Origin of the sequence: Kaistia defluvii (assembly GCF_040548815.1) — a bacterium.
Taxonomy (GTDB): domain Bacteria; phylum Pseudomonadota; class Alphaproteobacteria; order Rhizobiales; family Kaistiaceae; genus Kaistia; species Kaistia defluvii_A.
Genome location: NZ_JBEPSM010000001.1, coordinates 1,934,366 through 1,953,104, shown reverse-complemented (window position 1 = coordinate 1,953,104; position 18,739 = coordinate 1,934,366). Strand labels below are relative to the sequence as shown.

Here is an 18,739-nt window from a genome sequence, read left to right as displayed (position 1 = left end):
CCGCCCTTCTTGCGTTCCGTGGCAACCGCGATCGCCGACAAGGCCCTTTACAGATATAAAGATATGTTTATATCTTCTGCCGTCCGGTGGCGGCCTTCCGCCGTGAGTTCGGACGAGCGGAGCGAAGCACATGGCGGGCCAGGCGGCTCTCTCGACAGACGCGATCATCACGGCGCTGAAGGCGGCGGGTGAGGCGACGCGCTATCGCATCCTGGCGCTGCTGTCGGCCGGTGAGCTTTCCGTCAAGGATCTGACCGCCATTCTCGGCCAGTCGCAGCCGCGCATCTCGCGCCATCTGAAGCTCCTGACCGAGGCCGGTCTGATCGAGCGCAATCCAGAAGGCGCCTGGGTCTATTACCGCATTTCCGAATCAAGCGCCGAACGGCGGCTGGTCCAGGATCTGGTCGGGCTCGCCGATCCCGCCGACACCGCGCTGGCGCGCGACCGCGAATGGCTCGCCGGCGTCAAGCGCGAGCACGCGCAGAATGCCGCCCGCTATTTCACCGAGAATGCCGCCGACTGGGACACCATCCGTTCGCTGCATGTGCCGGATACCGCCGTCGAGGCGGCGATGCGCTCGATCCTCGGCACCCGGCCGATCGACAGCTTCCTCGATATCGGCACCGGTACGGGACGGATGCTGGAACTCTTGGCGCCGCTCTATCACAAGGGCGTCGGCATCGATTCCTCGACGGCGATGCTCTCGGTCGCCCGCGCCAATCTCGACAAGGCCGGCGTCAGTCACGCGCAGATCCGCCACGGCGACATCATGAAGCTGCCGATGCCACGCGACAGTTTCGATCTCGTGGCGATCCACCAGGTGCTGCATTATCTCGATGATCCAGCCGTGGCGCTGGCGGAAGCTGCGCGCGTGCTGCGCCCGAACGGCCGGCTGCTGGTCGTCGACTTTGCCCCGCACGGGCTGGAATTCCTGCGCGAGCGCCATGCGCATCGCCGGCTCGGCTTCTCGCATGAGGTGATGCGCGGCTGGATCGAGCAGGCGGGCCTCGTGCTCGAAGAGGCGACCGATCTCGCGGCCAAGTCCGCGGCGGAACAGTTGACAGTAACGCTCTGGCTGGCGCGCGATCCGCGCTTTGTCGTTGCCGGAGCTTCGAAGGGGTTGGAGACGGCGTGATGCGTGAGACGATCGATCGGGCGAGCCGCAATGGTGTCGGCGCATCGGGGCTGAAGGTCTCCTTCGAGTTCTTCCCACCCAAGACGGAAGCGATGGAAGAGACGCTGTGGAGCTCGATCGAGCGGCTGGCGCCACTTTCGCCATCCTTCGTCTCGGTGACCTATGGCGCCGGCGGTTCGACGCGCGAGCGGACGCATGCCACCGTGTCGCGCATCCTCAAGGAAACGGCGCTGAAGCCGGCGGCGCATCTGACCTGCGTCGGTGCCAGCAAGGCCGAGATCGACGCCGTCGTCGACGGTTATGCAGAGACGGGCGTGCGCCACATCGTGGCGCTGCGCGGCGATCCGGTTGCCGGCATCGGCACCGTCTACCAGCCGCATACCGAGGGCTACGCCCAGGCGTCCGACCTTGTGACGGCCATCCGCCGCCGCCATCCGGAGATCGAGATCTCGGTTTCCGCCTATGCCGAACGCCATCCCGAAAGCCGCGACTGGCAGACGGAACTGGACAATCTGAAGCGCAAGGTCGACGCCGGCGCGACGCGCGCCATCACGCAGTTCTTTTTCGACAACGATCTCTACGCCGCTTTCCTCGACCGCGCGGCGGCGGCGGGCATCACCATTCCGATCGTGCCGGGCATCGTGCCGGTGATCAATTTCACCCAGACGGCGAAGTTCGCGGAGAAGGCCGGCGCCAGCATTCCGTCCTGGTTCGCGGCCCGCTTCGAAGGCCTGGAGGACGACGCCTCGACGCGCCAACTTGTGGCGGCGGCAGTCTGCGCCGAGCAGGTGTTCGACCTGGTCGACCGCGGCGTCAACGAGTTCCATTTCTACACAATGAACCGCGCCGACCTCGTCTACGCGATCTGCCACCTGCTCGGCATGCGGCCGGTGGCGGCGGATCGAGTAGGGGCGCTCGAAGCCCTCTCCCCCCGGGAGAGGGTTGGGTGAGGGCCTTGCGGCTCAAGACCAGTACAGCGAAGAAACTACGACGAGATCAAAGCGATGCAGAGAAGAAGCTCTGGCTCCATGTTCGAGATCGTCGCCTGGAAGGACTGAAGTTTCGCCGACAGGCTCCTATCGGCACATTCGTAGCGGATTTTGCGTGTGTCGAAGCCATGCTCATCGTCGAACTCGATGGAGGGCAGCATGCGGAAGAGCAAGCAGGTTATGATACGCGCCGAACTGCGTATCTACAGGGTTTAGGATATCGCGTTTTGCGTTTCTGGAACGCGGACGTTCTGATGAATACCGAAGGCGTGCTGACGGAAATCGTTCGCGCGGCAAGGGAGGCCGAGCAAGGCCCTCACCCCAACCCTCTCCCAGAGGGAGAGGGGGCAACGCAGCGAACGCGGAGAGAAGATCATGAGTAGTTCGACGTCCACTGCCGACCTGAAGCGCGCCGCTTCCGAGCGCATTCTCGTGCTCGATGGCGCCATGGGCACGATGATCCAGCAGCTGAAGTTCTCGGAAGCGGATTTCCGCGGCGAGCGCTTCAAGGACTGGCATCGCGACCTGAAGGGCAATAACGACCTGCTCATCCTGACGCAGCCGGACGCCATCGAAGGCATTCACCGCCAGTATTTCGAGGCCGGCGCAGACATCGTCGAGACCAACACCTTCTCGTCGACCACGATCGCCCAGGCCGATTACGGCATGGAGGAACTGGCCTACGAACTGAACCTCGAAGGCGCCCGCGTTGCCAAGCGGGCGGCCGATGCGGTCGCGGCCGCGACGGGGCGGCCGCGCTTCGTCGCCGGCGCCATCGGGCCGACCAATCGCACCGCCTCGATCTCGCCCGACGTCAACAATCCCGGCTTTCGCGCGGTCACCTTCGACGATCTGCGCAATGCCTATGCCGACGCGACGCGCGGGCTGGTCGATGGCGGGGCGGACATCATCCTGATCGAGACCATTTTCGACACGCTGAACGCCAAGGCGGCAGTCGCCGCCGTCGAGGATGTGTTCGACGAGAAGGGGATCGAGCTGCCGGTGATGATTTCCGGCACAATCACCGATCTTTCCGGCCGCACGCTTTCGGGCCAGACGCCGACCGCCTTCTGGTATTCGCTGCGCCATGCGCGGCCGTTTTCGATCGGCCTCAATTGCGCGCTCGGCGCCCGCGAGATGCGCGCCCATATCGACGAGATTTCGCGCGTCGCCGATACGCTGGTCTGCGCCTATCCGAATGCCGGCCTGCCGAACGAATTCGGCGAATATGACGAGAGCCCGGCCGCCATGGCCGTGCTGGTCGGCGAATTCGCGCAATCCGGCCTGGTCAACGTCGTCGGCGGCTGCTGCGGCACGACGCCGGACCACATCCACGCGATCGCCGAAGCGGTCAAGGGACTCGCACCGCGCGTCCTGCCCACCGTCTCTCCCAAATTGCGCCTTTCCGGCCTCGAACCGTTTGAACTCGCCTCATGACCTCTTCGACCGCCGTCTTCGTCAATATCGGTGAACGCACCAACGTCACCGGCTCGGCCAAGTTTCGCAAGCTGATCACCGCCGGCGACTATTCGGCGGCGCTCGACGTCGCGCGCGAACAGGTCGCCAACGGCGCGCAGATCCTCGACGTCAACATGGACGAGGGCCTGCTCGATTCCGAAGCGGCGATGGTCACCTTCCTCAACCTGCTGGCGGCCGAGCCGGATATCGCCCGGGTGCCGGTGATGATCGACTCGTCAAAATGGTCGGTGATCGAGGCCGGCCTGAAATGCGTTCAGGGCAAGCCGATCGTCAATTCCATCTCGATGAAGGAAGGCGAGGACCAGTTCCGCGAGCAGGCGCGCAAGCTCCGCCGCTATGGCGCGGCCGTCGTCGTCATGGCCTTCGACGAGAAGGGTCAGGCCGACACGTTCGAGCGCAAGACCGAGATCTGCGCCCGCGCCTACAAAATCCTCGTCGACGAGATCGGCTATCCGCCGGAAGACATCATCTTCGATCCGAACGTCTTCGCCATCGCGACGGGCATCGAGGAGCACAATAATTACGGCGTCGACTTCATCGAGGCGACGCGCTGGATCCGCCAGAACCTGCCGCATGCGCATATTTCGGGCGGCATCTCGAACCTGTCGTTCTCCTTCCGCGGCAATGAGAGTGTTCGCGCGGCGATGCACTCGGTGTTCCTCTACTATGCCATCGCCGCCGGCATGGACATGGGCATCGTCAATGCCGGCGCGCTGCCGGTCTATGACGATATCGATCCGGAACTCCGCGGCCTCTGCGAGGACGTGATCCTCAACCGCCGCGCCGACGGCACGGAGCGGCTGCTGGAGATTGCCGAGCGCTTCAAGGGTGGCGCGAGCTCCAAGAAGGAGGCCGATCTCTCCTGGCGCGAATGGCCGGTCGAGAAGCGGCTGGAGCATGCGCTGGTTTCCGGCCTGACCGATTTCATCGAGATTGACACCGAGGAGGCGCGCGCCAAGGCGAGCCGGCCGCTCGACGTCATCGAAGGCCCGCTGATGGCCGGCATGAACGTCGTCGGCGACCTGTTCGGCGCCGGCAAGATGTTCCTGCCGCAGGTGGTGAAATCCGCCCGCGTGATGAAGCAGGCCGTCGCCTATCTGATGCCGTTCATGGAGGAGGAGAAGCGCCGCCTCGGCACGACCGGCTCGTCCTCGGCGGGCAAGATCCTGCTCGCGACCGTCAAGGGCGACGTGCACGACATCGGCAAGAACATCGTCGGCGTCGTGCTCCAGTGCAACAATTTCGAGGTGATCGACCTCGGCGTCATGGTGCCTGCGGCGAAGATCCTCGCCACCGCCAAGGCCGAGAATGTCGACATCATCGGCCTCTCGGGCCTCATCACGCCGTCGCTGGACGAGATGTGCCATGTCGCGGCCGAGATGGAGCGCGAGGACTTCCATGTCCCGCTGCTGATCGGCGGCGCCACGACCTCGAAAGTGCATACTGCCGTCAAGATCCATCCGAACTACGCCAAGGGCCAGGCCGTCTATGTGCTCGACGCCAGCCGGGCCGTCGGCGTCGCGTCGAGCCTGCTCGGCCGCGACAAGGCCAGCTATGTCGCTGACGTGCAGGCTGACTACGTCAAGATTGCCGACGCGCATGCCCGCGCGCAGGAAAACAAGCGCCGCATCACGCTGGCCGCCGCCCGCGACGACGGGCTGAAGCTCGACTGGACGAACTACAAGCCGGTCAGGCCGAGCTTCCTCGGCACCAAAGTGTTCAAGGACTACCCGATCGCCGAACTCGTCCCCTATATCGACTGGACGCCGTTCTTCTCGACCTGGGAGATCAAGGGCACCTATCCGCTGCTGTTCGAGGACGAGAAGGTCGGCGAGGTTGCCCGCTCGTTGTTCAACGATGCGCAGGCGATGCTGAAGCAGATGGTCGAGGAGAAGTGGGTTTCGGCCAATGCCGTGATCGGCTTCTGGCCGGCCAACTCGGTCGGCGACGATATCGCGCTCTATGCCGACGATGCGCGCGACAAGGACCTCGCGACCTTCTTCACGCTGCGCCAGCAGATCGCCCGCTCGACCGACAAGCGCCGCCATGTGGCGCTGTCGGATTTCGTCGCGCCGAAGGAGACGGGGATCGGCGACTATGTCGGCGGCTTCGCCGTCACGACCGGCATCGGCGAGGAAGTCATGGCGGAGCGTTTCAACCGCTCCAACGATGATTACTCGAAGATCCTGAGCCAGGCGCTGACCGACCGTCTGGCGGAAGCCTTTGCCGAGCGGATGCACCAGCGCGTGCGGCGCGAATTCTGGGGCTATGCCGCCGACGAGACGCTGACCAACGAGGAACTGATCCGCGAGAGCTATGCCGGCATTCGCCCGGCGCCCGGCTATCCGGCCCAGCCCGACCATACCGAGAAGCGGACGCTGTTCGACCTGCTCGACGCGGAGAAGCAGGCCGGCATCCTGCTGACCGAGAGCTTCGCCATGTGGCCGGGCTCGTCCGTCTCGGGCCTCTATATCGGCCATCCCGAAAGCTATTATTTCGGCGTTGGCCGGATCGAGGCCGATCAGGTCGCCGATTATGCCGCCCGCAAGGGCTGGGAACTGCGCGAGGCCGAGCGCTGGCTGGCGCCGGTGTTGAACTACGATCCGATCCGGGTCGAAGCGGCCGAATAGGTCTTAGCCTGCATGCCGTCGACGAAGGACGGCATGCAGGCCTCTTGCCCGCGAACGGGTCTGGCACCGGGCCCCTGAATCCGCTAGGGACAGCCTTTGTCCTCCCCGGCTTTCCGTCTCAGAAGCAATCCCATGTCGGCCACATTTACCGCCACCGGCTTTCGCCGCGGCTTCCTCGAAGGCCTTGCGCTGTTCCCCGGCATGGTCGCCTTCGGCGTCGTGTTCGGCGTGCTGGCCGGCCAGGTCGGCATCTCGATCCTGGGCGCGGCCTCGATGAGCGTCTTCGTCTATGCCGGCACCGCGCAGCTTCTGGCGCTGCATGCCTGGGGCGCGCCTGACCTGCTGGTCGCCGTGGTCGTGGCGGTTATTGCCATGAATTCCCGCTATGTCCTGTTCGGGGCGGCGATGCAGCCCTGGATGCGCGGACTTTCGCCCTGGATCGCCTATCCGTCGATGTTCCTGATGGTGGATGCCAATTGGGCGACCGCGATGCAGGAGCGCGATGCGGGGCGTCGCGACGTCGCCGTATTCGCCGGCCTTGGGCTTGGCTGCATGGTCGGCTGGGTCGCGGGCACCATAGCCGGCACCGGCTTCGGCCAGCTTCTGGGCGATACGCGTCGTCTCGGGCTCGATTTCTTCCTGCCGGCCTTTTTCCTGTCGCTTGCCTGCGGCTTCTGGAAGGGCAGGGGCGACGTGTTGCCATTTGTCGTGGGCGGGCTGGTAGCGATCGTCTGCGACCGCTTCGTCGGCGGTTCCTGGCACGTGCTGGCCGGCGGCCTCGCGGGCAGCCTGGCAGCGGCCTTCGCGCCCCGTTCGGCAGCGAACGCCGCGGTCGGGCCAAAGCTGGAGGGCGAATAGCTTGTCGCTCGATCCGAACACCACAGCCGGCTTTGCGCTCATCGTCACGGCGATGGCGGTCTCCGCCTATCTGACGCGCATCGCCGGCTTCTTCCTAATGCGTTTCGTGGTTGTGACGCCGCGGGTGGAGGCCTGGCTGCGCGCCTTGCCGCTGGCCATCATGGGCTCCATCCTCGGCCCGATCGCCATGCATGGCGGCCCGGCCGAATATGCGGCTTTCGCGGCAACGGCCGCCGTCTACTTCTGGCGGCGCAGCGACATTCTGGCGGCGTTTGCGGGCATGGCGGTGGTGGCGGGAAGCCGCTGGGCGTTCGGGCTGTAGGATGGGGTGAGCCTGATCGCAGGCAGACCCTCACCCCAACCCTTTCCCGCAAGCGATAGAGGGGCGGTTCGAGCCCGGTCTCAGCGTTGACGTCCCAAAATTCGAAAAGCCTTCGCCCGCTTGCGGGAGAGGGTTGGGTGAGAAACTTGCTGGCCATTTGACAGTACAACTCAACCCGCCAAGCAATGGCTCGGCAACTTTCGGTCAAGTACGCTGTCAAGAATACAATGTCGCGGGAGGACTCAGATCGCTCCCAAGACGATGGCCGCGACGAACAGAAAAGCGGCGCTCACGGCGAGCAGATGGAACGGTTTTGCGAGGCTCATGGACATCTCCCGGGTCTCTCTTACACGCCCAACTTCGAGCTTAAGTATTAACTCGATCGTCCCTTCGAGCAAGGCCCCAACTTGCCGGTTTCGCCGCTAAGTCGGCGCAATCCTGCCATGAATGGGCTAAGCCGTGGAATAATCTCCCAAATCCCTCGGTGGAAAAACGTGCAGGCAGTGGCTTTGTTCCGCTGCAATCTTGCCTCAATCGTCAACGGGATTCCGCTCTCGGCGGCGGGGAGGGAGAGGCGACGCAGGGATGCCGGCCTCCCCGGTAACGTTCCGGAAACCGCGCCTCTCAATCGTTTCTTATGGTTTCGCTGCGACCGTCCCGGCATGAAAACAGGGCCGGAAAACCAGCATGGATGATCGCCGGACGGAGGCAGCCCACCAGACCGCGCCGGCGCGGCGGGCCGAGCTGCTTGCCTCCATCACCGATCTGTTCGGCAGCGCCGGCGCGGCCGTGTCGTCGCCGACGGCCGCGCTGTTCTCCGAAATCATTCTCGGCGTGTTCGACGACATGCGGCCCGACGAGAGGGCCGTCCTGGTCGAGCGGATTGCTGCTTTGCCCAATGCGCCGGCCGAGGTGCTGCGGTTCCTCGCCTTGCGCGAGATCGAGGCGGCCGAACCGGTGCTGCGACGCTCCTTCGCCTTCGAGGAGGCCGATCTCGCCGCCCTCGCTGCCACCCTGCCGCATGACCGCCTCTGCGCCATCGCCACGCGCGCCCAGGTGCCGGAAGCGGTTTCGGACGCCTTGCTCGATCGGGGCGACCGCGCCGTCCTGCGCCTGCTGGCGCAGAATCCGGGCGCGCGGTTCTCGCAGCATGGCTTGTCCATCCTGGTCCATGAGGCGACGCAGAAGCTGGCACAGCGTCAGGCGGCCGCCCGCGAGAGCGACGAAGAGCGCGGCCAGATGCTGGATATCCGCTCCGCGCCGCCGGTGCCGCGGTCTCGCCGTTCGTTCGCCGCGCCCTCGGAGAGCGGCGTCGTCATCGCCTTCCCGACGCGCACGCGCTCCCGGCCTGGGGACGACCACTCGGACGAGACGGCCGCCGCTCCCAATGCGGTGGCCGAGGTGATTGCGACCGTCGCTTCGGGCGACCGGATGATGGAAGTCGCGGGCCTGCTCGCCGGGTCCGCCGGGCTGCCGGTCGAGCTGGTGCGTCGGATGATCGCCAAGCCCGACACCATGCCGCTCGCCGTGCTCTGCAAGGCCGCCGGCGTCAACGACGAGACGTTCGCGGCGATCGCCGCGATTCGCGGCCGCCGCCATGGCCATTCGGCCGAGGCGATCGAAACGCTGGTCCGCGCCTATCAGTCGCTGGGCCAGGACGACGCCGCCCATACGCTGCGCTTCCTGCGGGCGCGCCAGGCTTCCGACGAAGCGGCCGCCATGCCCGCCCAGCAGAATCCCGCCCTCTGACGCCATCGGGGTTCCCGTACCGGCTGGGCGCTGATAGCGTCTGCCGGCCAACGGCCATACGGGATCGCGAAACGATGGATCGCTTCGAAACCGCCCGCGACGCAGCCTACAAGCTTCGTCCGGATCAGCCGCTCTACTGCTTCCGCCCGAGCGTGCTTCGGGCCGATGCGCTGGCGTTCAAATCTGCCTTTCCCGGCCGAATGGCCTATGCCGTCAAGACGAATGGCGAGCCGCTGGTGCTGCAGACGCTTGCGGATGCCGGGGTCGATTGCTTCGACGTCGCATCGCCGGCCGAATTCGCTGCCGCGCGCGCCGTGGCGCCCGACGCCGAGCTTCTCTACATGCACCCGGTCAAGGCGCAGTCGGACATCCGGCTGGCGCTGGAGACCTATGGCATCCGCGTCATCGCCCTCGACCACGAGGACGAGATCGCCAAGATCGTCCGCATCGTGCGGGCGCTCGATCTCGACCCGGAAGAGATCACGCTATTCGTGCGCCTGGTGACGCGCGGGCACGCCGCCTATGAGCTTTCCAAGAAATTCGGCGCGGCCCCCGGCCACGCGGTCGAACTGGTCGAGCGGATTGGCAAGCTCGGCTTCAAGGTCGGGCTCTGCTTCCATGTCGGCAGCCAGGTCGAGGATACCGACACTTATGAGCGGGCGCTGGCCTCGGCCGCCTGGGTGCGGTCGCGCGCCAGCGTCGACATCGCCGCGCTCGACATTGGCGGCGGCTTTCCGGCCGCCTATGGCAGCGATCCCCGGCGCAAGCAGGTGGTGCGGCCCGAAACCGGCGCGCTGATCGCCGACGTGGTGCGCGAGGCGCAGGAATGGGGCTTTGGCGACGTGCCGCTGGTGGCCGAGCCCGGCCGGGTCATCGTCGCGCGCTGCCTCTCGGTCGTGGTGCGCGTGCTGCTGAAGAAGGGCAGGCGGCTCTACATCAATGACGGCATCTGGTCGTCGCTGTCGGATTCCTGGACCGGCAAGATCACGCTGCCGGCGCGCCATCTGCCCGATCCCGCCCGCCGCCAACGCAGCGGCGACGGCGACAAGATCGTGCCGTTCCGGGTCTGCGGCGCGACCTGCGATTCCGTCGACATCCTCTCGCGTCCGTTCTACCTGCCGGAGACGATCGGCATGGGCGACTGGATCGAGATCGGCCATATCGGCGCCTATTCGCTGTCGCTGCGCACCCATTTCAACGGTTTCTATCCCGACAGCTTCGTCGAGGTGACGACTCCGTTCGAGGCGGCGGGTCCGGTCGAAGGCTTTGCCTCGATCGAGACGATGGGCGAGTAGCGCCGCGCGCCGGAAGACCATCCCTGGTTGCGGGTATGGTTGACCATTCTTTAAGAGCTTCGGCCGCATTCTACGCGCATGTTCAGTTGCGTAGCGTTGCGTACCGCGTCGGTGCTCGCTCTTGTCTCGCTCTCCGGCTGTGCCCTCAACTTCCTCGGGGAAGAAAGGGAAAGCTGGCGGGATGCGACGGAGCGAGCCTGTTACGCGCAGAAACTGGTCGTCCCTTCCTACTTCCAGCGCCCGGCGAAGGAAGTGGATGGGAAAGGCACGTGCGGCATAGAACGGCCGCTGAAGGTCAACGCCTTCGAGCGGGGCGTCGTCGCGGTCACCGGTGGCGATGTGGTGCTGGGCTGCATGATGACCAACGCCATGGAGCGCTGGATCCGCGAGTCGGTGCAGCCGGCGGCGCAGGCCCGCTTCGCCATGCCGGTCACCGAAGTGCTCACCATGGGCACTTATGCCTGCCGGTCGCGCAACAACCGCCACGGCGCCAAGCTTTCCGAACACGCCTTCGCCAACGCCTTCGACGTCGCCGGCTTCCGACTGGCCGATGGCCGCACGATCCGGGTCAAGAGCGACTGGCGGCGCGGCGATCCGGCCAGCCAGGCCTTCCTGCGCGAGGCGCTGATTTCGGCCTGCGGCTATTTCACGACCGTGCTCGGCCCGGGCTCGAACCGGCTGCACGAAGACCACATCCACATCGATCTCGCCCGCCACAACGCCAGCGGCACGTCGCGCTATTGCCGGCCGAAGCTGGACATGCCGGGACCGACGCCGCTCGATCCGAATGCCGGCATCCCGATGGCGACCTTGCTGCAGACGCCGCCGCCCGCCGCTCCCGCCAATATGGAGCAGCGCGCCTTCACCTATCGCTTCGACGACAATCTCGGCGCGCCCGACGCGGAGGCGCCTTATCCGGGCGACCAGATCCGTGCCGGCGAGGTGCCGTCCGTCCCGGCATCCGGCCCCTATACGCCGCCGGCCAGCATTCCGATGTCCTATGCGCAGTAGCGCAAGTGATTTGCGTCACAGCATGACCTAACGTCACATTGTACTCCGCCCTCCCTCTAGGGATTTGAGGAGTTTGATGATGACCGCCACCACAACCGTCTACGTCGACGAGACGCGCTACAATCTCTACGCCAGCATCCACAAGGGCCTGCGCCGCGCCCAGGGACAGCTGATGACCCGCCTCGGCGCGATCGATCCGCTCAACGACGCCGACGTCGCGGGCCTGCTGCAGGATATGCGCCTGATGGTGACGATGGGGCGCAAGCATCTCCATCACGAGAACATCTTCATCCACACCGAGATCGAAACGCGCCGCGCCGGCGCGACGACGCGGCTGGTCGACGATCACGACCATCACGAGCGCGATTTCGACGAGCTGGAGACGCGGTTCCGCCAGATCGAGGCCGCGCCGCCCGAGCGCCGCTCGCCGATGCTGCGCGCGCTCTATCTGCGCTACACCGAATTCCTGGCGCATGATTTCGAGCACATGATCGAGGAGGAGACGGAAACGCTCTCGCTCCTGCACCGCCTGTTCAACGACGGCGAACTGGCCGCGATCGAGGGCCGCATCGTCGGCTCGGTCGAGCCTGCGATGATGATGGAATTCATCCGCATCATGATCCCGGCGATGAACCCGGCCGAACGGCTCGGCATGCTGGGGGGCATGAAGGCCGCCATGCCGGTGCCGGTCTTCGCGGCAGTGGTCGACATGGGCGTCAAGCCGGTGCTCGCCCCGTCCGACTGGCACGCGCTGGAACAGGCGCTCGCCAAGGCGGCGTGAGGCGAGGAGCGGGCTTTTCTTTCCGCCCAAACACCCCTCCCTTCATCACCAAGATTCCGTCATCCCTGCGAAGGCGGGGATCCATTCAGCCTGGTTCCCGGGAGATAGCCTCCACACGTCTCGGCTGAATGGATCCCGGGTCTCCGCCCGGATGACGTCAGAGGGTGGGGTGGCAGTGGAGACAGGTGAAGTGAGACCGCTGTTCGGCTATCTCGCCCGCCCAAACCCGCCGCCCGTCGGGGTCGTGACGATCACCGCCTCGCCAGGCTGGAGCACCGTCTGGTCGCAGCCTTCCAGTGCTTCGATCCGGCCGTCGTTCCGGCGCACTTCGGTCTTGCCGAGGGCGCCGGGCGCTCCGCCCATCAGTCCGTGCGGCGCGACAAGCCGATGCGAGGCGAGGATGGCGCATTCCATTTCTTCCAGGAAGCGGATCGTCCGCTTGGTGCCGCCGCCCGCTGACCAGTTTCCACGCCCACCCGAGCCCGCGCGAATGTGGAAATCCTCGAGCAGGACGGGGAAGCGGAACTCCAGCACTTCCGGGTCGGTCAGGCGCGAATTGGTCATGTGGACGTGCACGGCATCGACGCCGTCGAAGCCGGTGCCGTCATTGAACACGCCGGCCGGCGCGCCGGAGCAGAGCGTCTCGTAATATTGATAGGTCTGGTTGCCGAAGGTGAGGTTGTTCATCGAGCCCTGCGACGACGACAGCGCCCCCAGCGCGCCGAACAGGGCATTGGTCACCTGCTGGCTGGTCTCGACATTGCCGGCGACGACGGCGGCCGGATAGCGCGGCGCCAGCATCGAGCCCTCGGGGATGATGATGTGGATCGGCCGGAGGCAGCCGGCATTCATCGGAATGTCCCCCTCCACCATGACGCGGAAGGCATAGAGGACCGCGGCGCGGGTCACCGGTTCCGGCGCGTTGAAATTCGTCGGCTGCTGCGGGCTCGTGCCGCTGAAATCGACCGTCGCCTCGCGCTTTTCCCGGTCGACGCGGATCTTGACCCGGATGACCGCGCCCTGGTCGGTCTCGACCGCGAATTCGGAATCCTTGAGGCTGCCCAGCACCCGCCGCACGCTTTCGGCGGCGTTGTCCTGCACGTGCCCCATATAGGCGGTGACGACGTCGAGCCCGAAATGCTCGACGATGCGACGCAGTTCCTGCACGCCCTTCTCGTTGGCGGCGATCTGCGCCTTCAGGTCGGCGACGTTCTGCGTGACGTTGCGGACAGGGTAGGGGTGGTTGGTCAGAAGCTCCACCAACTCGGCCTCGCGGAAACGGCCGCGATCTACAAGGACAAAATTGTCGATGAGGACGCCTTCCTCGTCGACGGTGGTGGCGCGCGGCGTCATCGAGCCGGGCGCCGTGCCGCCGATATCGGCATGGTGGCCGCGGCTGGCGACGAAGAACAGGATTTCCTCGCCGGCATCGTCGAACACTGGCGAGACGACGGTGATGTCCGGCAGGTGCGTGCCGCCATTATAGGGCGCGTTCAGGGCATAGACGTCGCCCGGCCGCATCGCTCCCCGGTTCAGTTCGATAATCGTTTCGACCGAGCGGTCCATCGAGCCCAGATGCACCGGCATATGCGGCGCGTTGGCGACGAGAGCACCCGTCGCGTCGAACACGGCGCAGGAGAAATCCAGCCGCTCCTTGATATTCACCGAATAGGCGGTGTTCTGCAGCGTCACGCCCATCTGCTCGGCGATCGACATGAAGAGGTTGTTGAACACCTCCAGCATGACGGGGTCGGCATCCGTGCCGATGGCATGGCTGCGGTCGAGCGCCTCCACCCGCGTCAGCACGACATGGTCGCGGGGCGAGATCGCCGCCTGCCAGCCGGGCTCGACAACGATGGTCTGGTGCGGCTCGATGATGAGGGCAGGGCCTGGGACGATCGCGCCACGCGAGAGGCTTTCGCGCACGAAGATTCCGGCCGGGTGGGTCGCGCCGCCGGAAAAGATCGAGACGGTCTCGGAGGGCTTTGGCCGGCTCTCCGGCGCGTCGAGCGCGGGCTCCTCAATCGAAGCTCCGCCGCCGACCGCCTCGACCTCCAGGCTCTCGACGACGATTGCCTTGCCCTCGAACACGAAGCCGAACTGCTTCCTGTGGGCGTCCTCGAAGGCGGCGAGGATTGTTTCCATGGGCAGCCAACGGGAAGCAAGACCCTCACCCCAGCCCTCTCCCGCAAGCGGGCGAGGGGGCTGGCTGGGGGCTGCATCGACGGGCGAGCCCGGCTGGTTAGCAAGGTGGGGGCTGGGCTCGACGTCTGTCGTCGAAACGCCTCCCTCTCCCGCCTGCGGGAGAGGGGTGGGGTGGGGGTCTTGCTGCAAGACCTCGACCGGGATCGGCGTGTCGGTGCCGTCATAGCGGAGATGCGCGCGGATGAAGGTCTCGGCCGCCTCGACGCCCTGCTGCGTGAGTTCGGCCTGAACCTCGTCGGTGAGCGACGCGGCGAGCGCCTGTAACTCTGGCAGCGGTTCGGGCGCCAGCTTCTTGACCACCGCCTGGCTGCGGCTGGCGCGGATGTCGGCGAGGCCCATGCCATAGGCCGAGAGAATGCCGGAGAAGGGATGCACCAGCACCGTCGTCATGCCAAGCGCATCGGCGACCCGGCAGGCGCTCTGGCCGCCGGCGCCGCCAAAGCAGTTCAGCGCGTAGTCGGTCACGTCATAGCCGCGCTGGACCGAGATCTTCTTGATGGCGTTGGCCATGTTCTCGACCGCGATGCGCAGGAAGCCGTCGGCGATCTCCTCAGGCCTGCGGCCGTCGCCGATCTCGGCGGCCAGAGCCTCGAAGCGCTCGCGGACGATCGCCGCATCAAGCGGCTGGTCGCGGGCGGGTCCGAAGATTTTCGGAAAATGCTCCGGCCGCAATTTGCCGGTCATGACATTGGCGTCGGTGACGGCTAGCGGGCCGCCGCGCCGATAGCTGGCGGGGCCGGGATCGGCGCCGGCGGAATCCGGGCCGACGCGGAACCGGCCGGCTTCATAATGCAGGATCGACCCGCCGCCGGCGGCGACGGTGTGGATGCGCATCATCGGCGCGCGCATGCGCACGCCTGCGACTTCCGTCTCGAACGACCGCTCGTAGACGCCGTCATAATGCGAGACGTCGGTGGACGTGCCGCCCATGTCGAAGCCGATCACCTGACTAAAGCCCGCCTGCCGCGCCGTCTCGACCGCCGCGACGACGCCGCCGGCCGGGCCCGAAAGAATGGCGTCCTTGCCGCGAAACAACTCCGCCGCCGTCAGGCCGCCCGACGACATCATGAACATCAGCCGGGGGGAGGGCTCGTCGGCGACGCCGAGCTCCCCCGCCACCTGTTCGACATAGCGGCGCAGGATGGGCGAGAGGTAGGCGTCGACCACCGTCGTGTCGCCGCGCCCGACCAGCTTCATTAGAGGCGAGATCTCGTGGCTGACCGAGATCTGCGGGAAGCCGACGCGGCGGGCGATTTCCGCGACGCGGGCCTCATGCTCGGGATATTTCCACGCATGCATGAACACGATGGCGACCGAGCGGATGCCGCTGGCATAGGCGTCGCGCAACGCCGTCTCCACCGCGGCCGGATCGGGCTCCGCCTCGACCGTGCCGTCAACGCGGACACGCTCGGCGACCTCGACGACGCGTTCGTAGAGCAGTTCCGGCTTGATGATCTTCTTGGCGAAGATGTCCGGCCGCGCCTGGTAGCCGATCGCCAGCGCGTCGCGAAATCCCCGGGTGATCAGGAGGAGTGTTCGATCGCCCTTGCGCTCCAGCAGGGCGTTGGTGGCGACCGTCGTGCCCATCTTGACCGTGGCGATCGCGCCTTGCGGGATCGGCTCGCCCGGGGCGAGGCCAATCAGTTCGCGAATGCCCTGCACGGCGGCGTCGCGATAGGCCTCGCGGTTTTCCGAGAGCAGCTTGTGGGCGCGGATACGGCCTTCGGGATCGCGGGCGACGATGTCGGTGAAGGTGCCGCCGCGATCGATCCAGAAGTCCCACTGCGTCATCATCCTGCCCTTCGCGCGATTGAAGCCCGGGCGCATGAGTAAGGCTCGGGCGGCGTCCGTCAATCCGTTACGGCATGGGGCGCCGCGGTCCCCGTGAGATCCGGGGGCGACCGATGTGCGCGACACCCTGGACTCTCGCGCTCGGCGAGCGAGATGCTTATGGTTCGCCCATGACAATCTGGCAACGACTCGGCGATCTCATTCGCCAGCTTCCTGGGTCCTGCACCATCGGCCGGGCCCTGGACGATCTCATCGAGACCGTGCGCACGGCGCTCAGCGGTTCACCCGTCGAGCGGCGGCAGGTGGCGTTTTCCGTGTCGATGATCGCGCTTTCGGCCAAGATGGCCAAGGCCGACGGCGTCGTGACGCGCGATGAAGTCGCGGCGTTCGAGCAGCTATTCGATATCCCGCCCACCGAGCACCAGAACGTGGCGCGGCTGTTCAACCTGGCCAAGCAGGACGTCGCCGGCTTCGATGCCTATGCGCGCAAGCTTGCCAGCCTGTTCGACCCCGGCTCCAGCGTGTTCGAGGATATCGTCGACGGCCTGTTCCATATCGCCAAGGCCGACGGCATGGTGCACCAGGACGAGCTGGCCTTCCTTGACCATGTCGCGTCGATCTTCGGCATCAGCGAGGCCGCCTTCGCCCGCATCCGCAGCCGCCATATCGTGCCGGAGGAGGGCGATCCCTATCTCATCCTCGGCATCGATCGCGGCGCCTCCAACGACGACGTGAAGCGCCATTATCGCCGCATCGTTTCCGAGACGCATCCCGACAAGCTGATTGCGCGCGGCGTGCCGGCCGAATTCCTGGCGATTGCCACCGCCAAGCTTGCCGCACTGAACGGCGCCTATGACCGCATCCGGCGCGAGCGGGCCTTTGCATGATGGAGAAAGACGTGGCTGACGCGGCGATTCCCGGCGTGACCCTGCCGGATATGGTGTGGCGGCCGTCGCCCAATTTCGGCCCGCGCGCCGAGGGCGCCGCGATCGATATCCTGCTGCTGCATTATACCGACATGAAGACGGCCGAGGCGGCGATCCAACTGCTGTCGGACCCGGCCTCGCAGGTCTCCTGCCACTATGTCGTCGCCGAGGACGGGACCATCACCCAGTTGGTGCGCGAGGCCGATCGGGCGTGGCATGCCGGCGTTTCTTCCTGGCATGGCGAGGGCGATATCAACTCCAGGTCGGTCGGCATCGAGATCGCCAATCTGGGCCATGACCACGGATATCCCGATTTCCCCGACGTCCAGATCGAGTCCGTGATCGCGCTGGCCTGCGACATTTGCGCTCGACACAAAATTCGTCCGGAACGAATCCTGGCGCACTCCGACGTGGCTCCGGCGCGCAAGCGCGACCCCGGGGAGAAGTTCCCATGGGGCCGCCTGGCTTCTGCGGGGGTCGGCCATTACGTCGAGCCGGAACCGATTCGAGGCGGTCGTTTTTTTAGCGCTGGTGAAAGCGGTGCGCCGATCGAAGCGCTGCAGGCGATGCTGGCGCTCTACGGCTATCCCCTTCAGATCTCTGGAAATTACGATCTCGCGACCGAACAGGTCGTGACGGCCTTCCAGCGGCATTTTCGTCCGGAGCGGGTCGACGGAATCGCCGATTCCTCGACGATTGCGACGCTGCACCGGCTCGCCCGGGCCCTCGCCGAGACGCGTTGATTGTCGCTACGGAAGGATAATATCGGTTAGTCGGCTAACCGATTACGGGGCGGTGCTGGTCGATCACGAAATGTTAAAGCCTGTAATCTGATTTCAGTTCCGGTGCCCCAATTCGGGACTCTTGGGCAACGACAAGCGGCGCATCGTCAATGATGTGAGTTACCCCCAGGTATGAAGAAGTTTTGCGTACTTGCCTTGGCCGCCCTCGTCGCCACTGGCAGCCTCGCCATTTCCCCCGCGTCGGCCAAGTCGGGCTCCGGTCGTCTTCTCAAGTCCAGTGTCGTTCGTGTCGCTGCCGCGGATCGCAGCAGTTTCGATGATCTGATCCGCACCCATGCCGCCGCCAACAATGTCCCGTTGTCGCTGGCCCACGCCGTCGTGACGGTGGAAAGCAACTACAAGCCCAACATGACTGGCAGCGTCGGCGAAATCGGCCTGATGCAGGTCCGCCTCCAGACCGCTCGCGGCATGGGCTACAAGGGCAGCGCCAAGGCGCTCTACGATCCCGCCACCAACATCCGCTACGGCATGATGTATCTCGGCCAGGCCCGCAAACTCGCCGGCGGCGATCTGTGCGGCACGATCCTCAAGTATAATGGCGGCCATGGCGCCACCCGCATGAGCAAGGGCCCGCTGCGCTATTGCGGCAAGGTCCAGCAGATCATGGCTTCGAACTGAGTTCGAACCGTCATTGGGATGATTGCGGCTGAAGCCTCTCGTCCGGCTGCGCCCGTTGGATCGGGCGCCCGCGAAGGACGCAAGACTGCCAGGCTCGATGCGCCCCTCCCGGGTGTCGCCTGAGTGCGTTGCGGGCCGCAGGACTTC

13 protein-coding genes and 1 pseudogene are annotated in these 18,739 nt (G+C 65.8%); 13 read left to right on the top strand and 1 reads right to left on the bottom strand.

The features are described 5' to 3' along the window. The first annotated feature begins 130 nt into the window (after window positions 1-130). The 10 genes and pseudogenes from ABIE08_RS09200 to ABIE08_RS09155 all read left to right on the top strand — a co-directional run bounded on the left by ABIE08_RS09200 (window position 131) and on the right by ABIE08_RS09155 (window position 12,249). Window positions 131-1,135, top strand: coding sequence for an ArsR/SmtB family transcription factor (locus ABIE08_RS09200; RefSeq protein WP_354550440.1), 1,005 nt, complete (start codon window positions 131-133; stop codon window positions 1,133-1,135). Further along, complete coding sequence (gene metF, locus ABIE08_RS09195; RefSeq protein WP_354550439.1) at window positions 1,135-2,085, top strand: methylenetetrahydrofolate reductase [NAD(P)H]; 951 nt, start codon at window positions 1,135-1,137, stop codon at window positions 2,083-2,085. Before ABIE08_RS09200 ends, metF begins: the two co-directional genes overlap by 1 nt. Then, window positions 2,082-2,507, top strand: a complete 426-nt coding sequence (locus tag ABIE08_RS09190; RefSeq protein ID WP_436409514.1) for an endonuclease domain-containing protein — start codon at window positions 2,082-2,084, stop codon at window positions 2,505-2,507. Before metF ends, ABIE08_RS09190 begins: the two co-directional genes overlap by 4 nt. Then, window positions 2,500-6,233, top strand: a pseudogene (gene metH, locus ABIE08_RS09185) (methionine synthase). The gene ABIE08_RS09190 and the pseudogene metH overlap by 8 nt, the downstream one beginning before the upstream one ends. A 132-nt stretch (window positions 6,234-6,365) precedes the next feature. Further along, window positions 6,366-7,091 carry an AzlC family ABC transporter permease gene (locus tag ABIE08_RS09180; protein ID WP_354550436.1) on the top strand — a complete coding sequence of 242 codons (726 nt, stop codon included), beginning with the start codon at window positions 6,366-6,368 and terminating at the stop codon, window positions 7,089-7,091. 1 nt (window position 7,092) lies between these two features. Further along, the gene (locus tag ABIE08_RS09175) at window positions 7,093-7,413 is read left to right on the top strand and encodes an AzlD family protein (protein WP_354550435.1); all 321 of its coding nucleotides are present in this window, start codon (window positions 7,093-7,095) and stop codon (window positions 7,411-7,413) included. Window positions 7,414-8,100: 687 nt separating this feature from the next. Next, window positions 8,101-9,162 (top strand): DUF2336 domain-containing protein, encoded by a 1,062-nt coding sequence (locus ABIE08_RS09170; protein WP_354550434.1) that lies wholly within the window; start codon window positions 8,101-8,103, stop codon window positions 9,160-9,162. A 74-nt stretch (window positions 9,163-9,236) separates the two neighbouring features. Next, window positions 9,237-10,457: an alanine racemase gene (locus tag ABIE08_RS09165; protein WP_354550433.1), complete on the top strand. Its 1,221-nt coding sequence runs from the start codon at window positions 9,237-9,239 to the stop codon at window positions 10,455-10,457. Between the two features lie 78 nt (window positions 10,458-10,535). Next, a complete protein-coding gene (locus ABIE08_RS09160) occupies window positions 10,536-11,468 on the top strand; it encodes an extensin-like domain-containing protein (RefSeq protein WP_354550431.1) in 933 nt (310 codons plus the stop codon). Window positions 11,469-11,547: 79 nt separating this feature from the next. Then, a complete protein-coding gene (locus ABIE08_RS09155; protein ID WP_354550430.1) occupies window positions 11,548-12,249 on the top strand; it encodes a hypothetical protein in 702 nt (233 codons plus the stop codon). A gap of 207 nt (window positions 12,250-12,456) precedes the next feature. Here ABIE08_RS09155 and ABIE08_RS09150 read toward each other — a convergent pair whose 3' ends face one another. Further along, window positions 12,457-16,248 (bottom strand): hydantoinase B/oxoprolinase family protein, encoded by a 3,792-nt coding sequence (locus tag ABIE08_RS09150; protein WP_354550429.1) that lies wholly within the window; start codon window positions 16,246-16,248, stop codon window positions 12,457-12,459. Between the two features lie 167 nt (window positions 16,249-16,415). Between ABIE08_RS09150 and ABIE08_RS09145 the strand changes: the two genes are divergently transcribed. From ABIE08_RS09145 to ABIE08_RS09135, 3 genes are all read left to right on the top strand, one after another. Then, complete coding sequence (locus ABIE08_RS09145; protein WP_354550427.1) at window positions 16,416-17,132, top strand: DnaJ family molecular chaperone; 717 nt, start codon at window positions 16,416-16,418, stop codon at window positions 17,130-17,132. Between the two features lie 50 nt (window positions 17,133-17,182). Then, window positions 17,183-17,914, top strand: a complete 732-nt coding sequence (locus tag ABIE08_RS09140; protein ID WP_354551635.1) for an N-acetylmuramoyl-L-alanine amidase — start codon at window positions 17,183-17,185, stop codon at window positions 17,912-17,914. 171 nt (window positions 17,915-18,085) lie between these two features. Next, on the top strand, window positions 18,086-18,592 hold the full coding sequence (locus ABIE08_RS09135; RefSeq protein WP_354550426.1) for a lytic transglycosylase domain-containing protein: 507 nt from the start codon (window positions 18,086-18,088) through the stop codon (window positions 18,590-18,592). Window positions 18,593-18,739: the final 147 nt, after the last annotated feature.

What these genes read in the sequence shown, in the direction of transcription:
- ABIE08_RS09200 (WP_354550440.1), top strand. Translation starts at nt 131, where the DNA reads ATGGCGGGCCAGGCGGCTCTCTCGACAGACGCGATCATCACGGCGCTG.
- metF (WP_354550439.1), top strand. Translation starts at nt 1,135, where the DNA reads ATGCGTGAGACGATCGATCGGGCGAGCCGCAATGGTGTCGGCGCATCG.
- ABIE08_RS09180 (WP_354550436.1), top strand. Translation starts at nt 6,366, where the DNA reads ATGTCGGCCACATTTACCGCCACCGGCTTTCGCCGCGGCTTCCTCGAA.
- ABIE08_RS09170 (WP_354550434.1), top strand. Translation starts at nt 8,101, where the DNA reads ATGGATGATCGCCGGACGGAGGCAGCCCACCAGACCGCGCCGGCGCGG.
- ABIE08_RS09165 (WP_354550433.1), top strand. Translation starts at nt 9,237, where the DNA reads ATGGATCGCTTCGAAACCGCCCGCGACGCAGCCTACAAGCTTCGTCCG.
- ABIE08_RS09160 (WP_354550431.1), top strand. Translation starts at nt 10,536, where the DNA reads ATGTTCAGTTGCGTAGCGTTGCGTACCGCGTCGGTGCTCGCTCTTGTC.
- ABIE08_RS09155 (WP_354550430.1), top strand. Translation starts at nt 11,548, where the DNA reads ATGACCGCCACCACAACCGTCTACGTCGACGAGACGCGCTACAATCTC.
- ABIE08_RS09150 (WP_354550429.1), bottom strand. Translation starts at nt 16,248, where the DNA reads ATGATGACGCAGTGGGACTTCTGGATCGATCGCGGCGGCACCTTCACC.
- ABIE08_RS09145 (WP_354550427.1), top strand. Translation starts at nt 16,416, where the DNA reads ATGACAATCTGGCAACGACTCGGCGATCTCATTCGCCAGCTTCCTGGG.
- ABIE08_RS09140 (WP_354551635.1), top strand. Translation starts at nt 17,183, where the DNA reads ATGGTGTGGCGGCCGTCGCCCAATTTCGGCCCGCGCGCCGAGGGCGCC.
- ABIE08_RS09135 (WP_354550426.1), top strand. Translation starts at nt 18,086, where the DNA reads ATGAAGAAGTTTTGCGTACTTGCCTTGGCCGCCCTCGTCGCCACTGGC.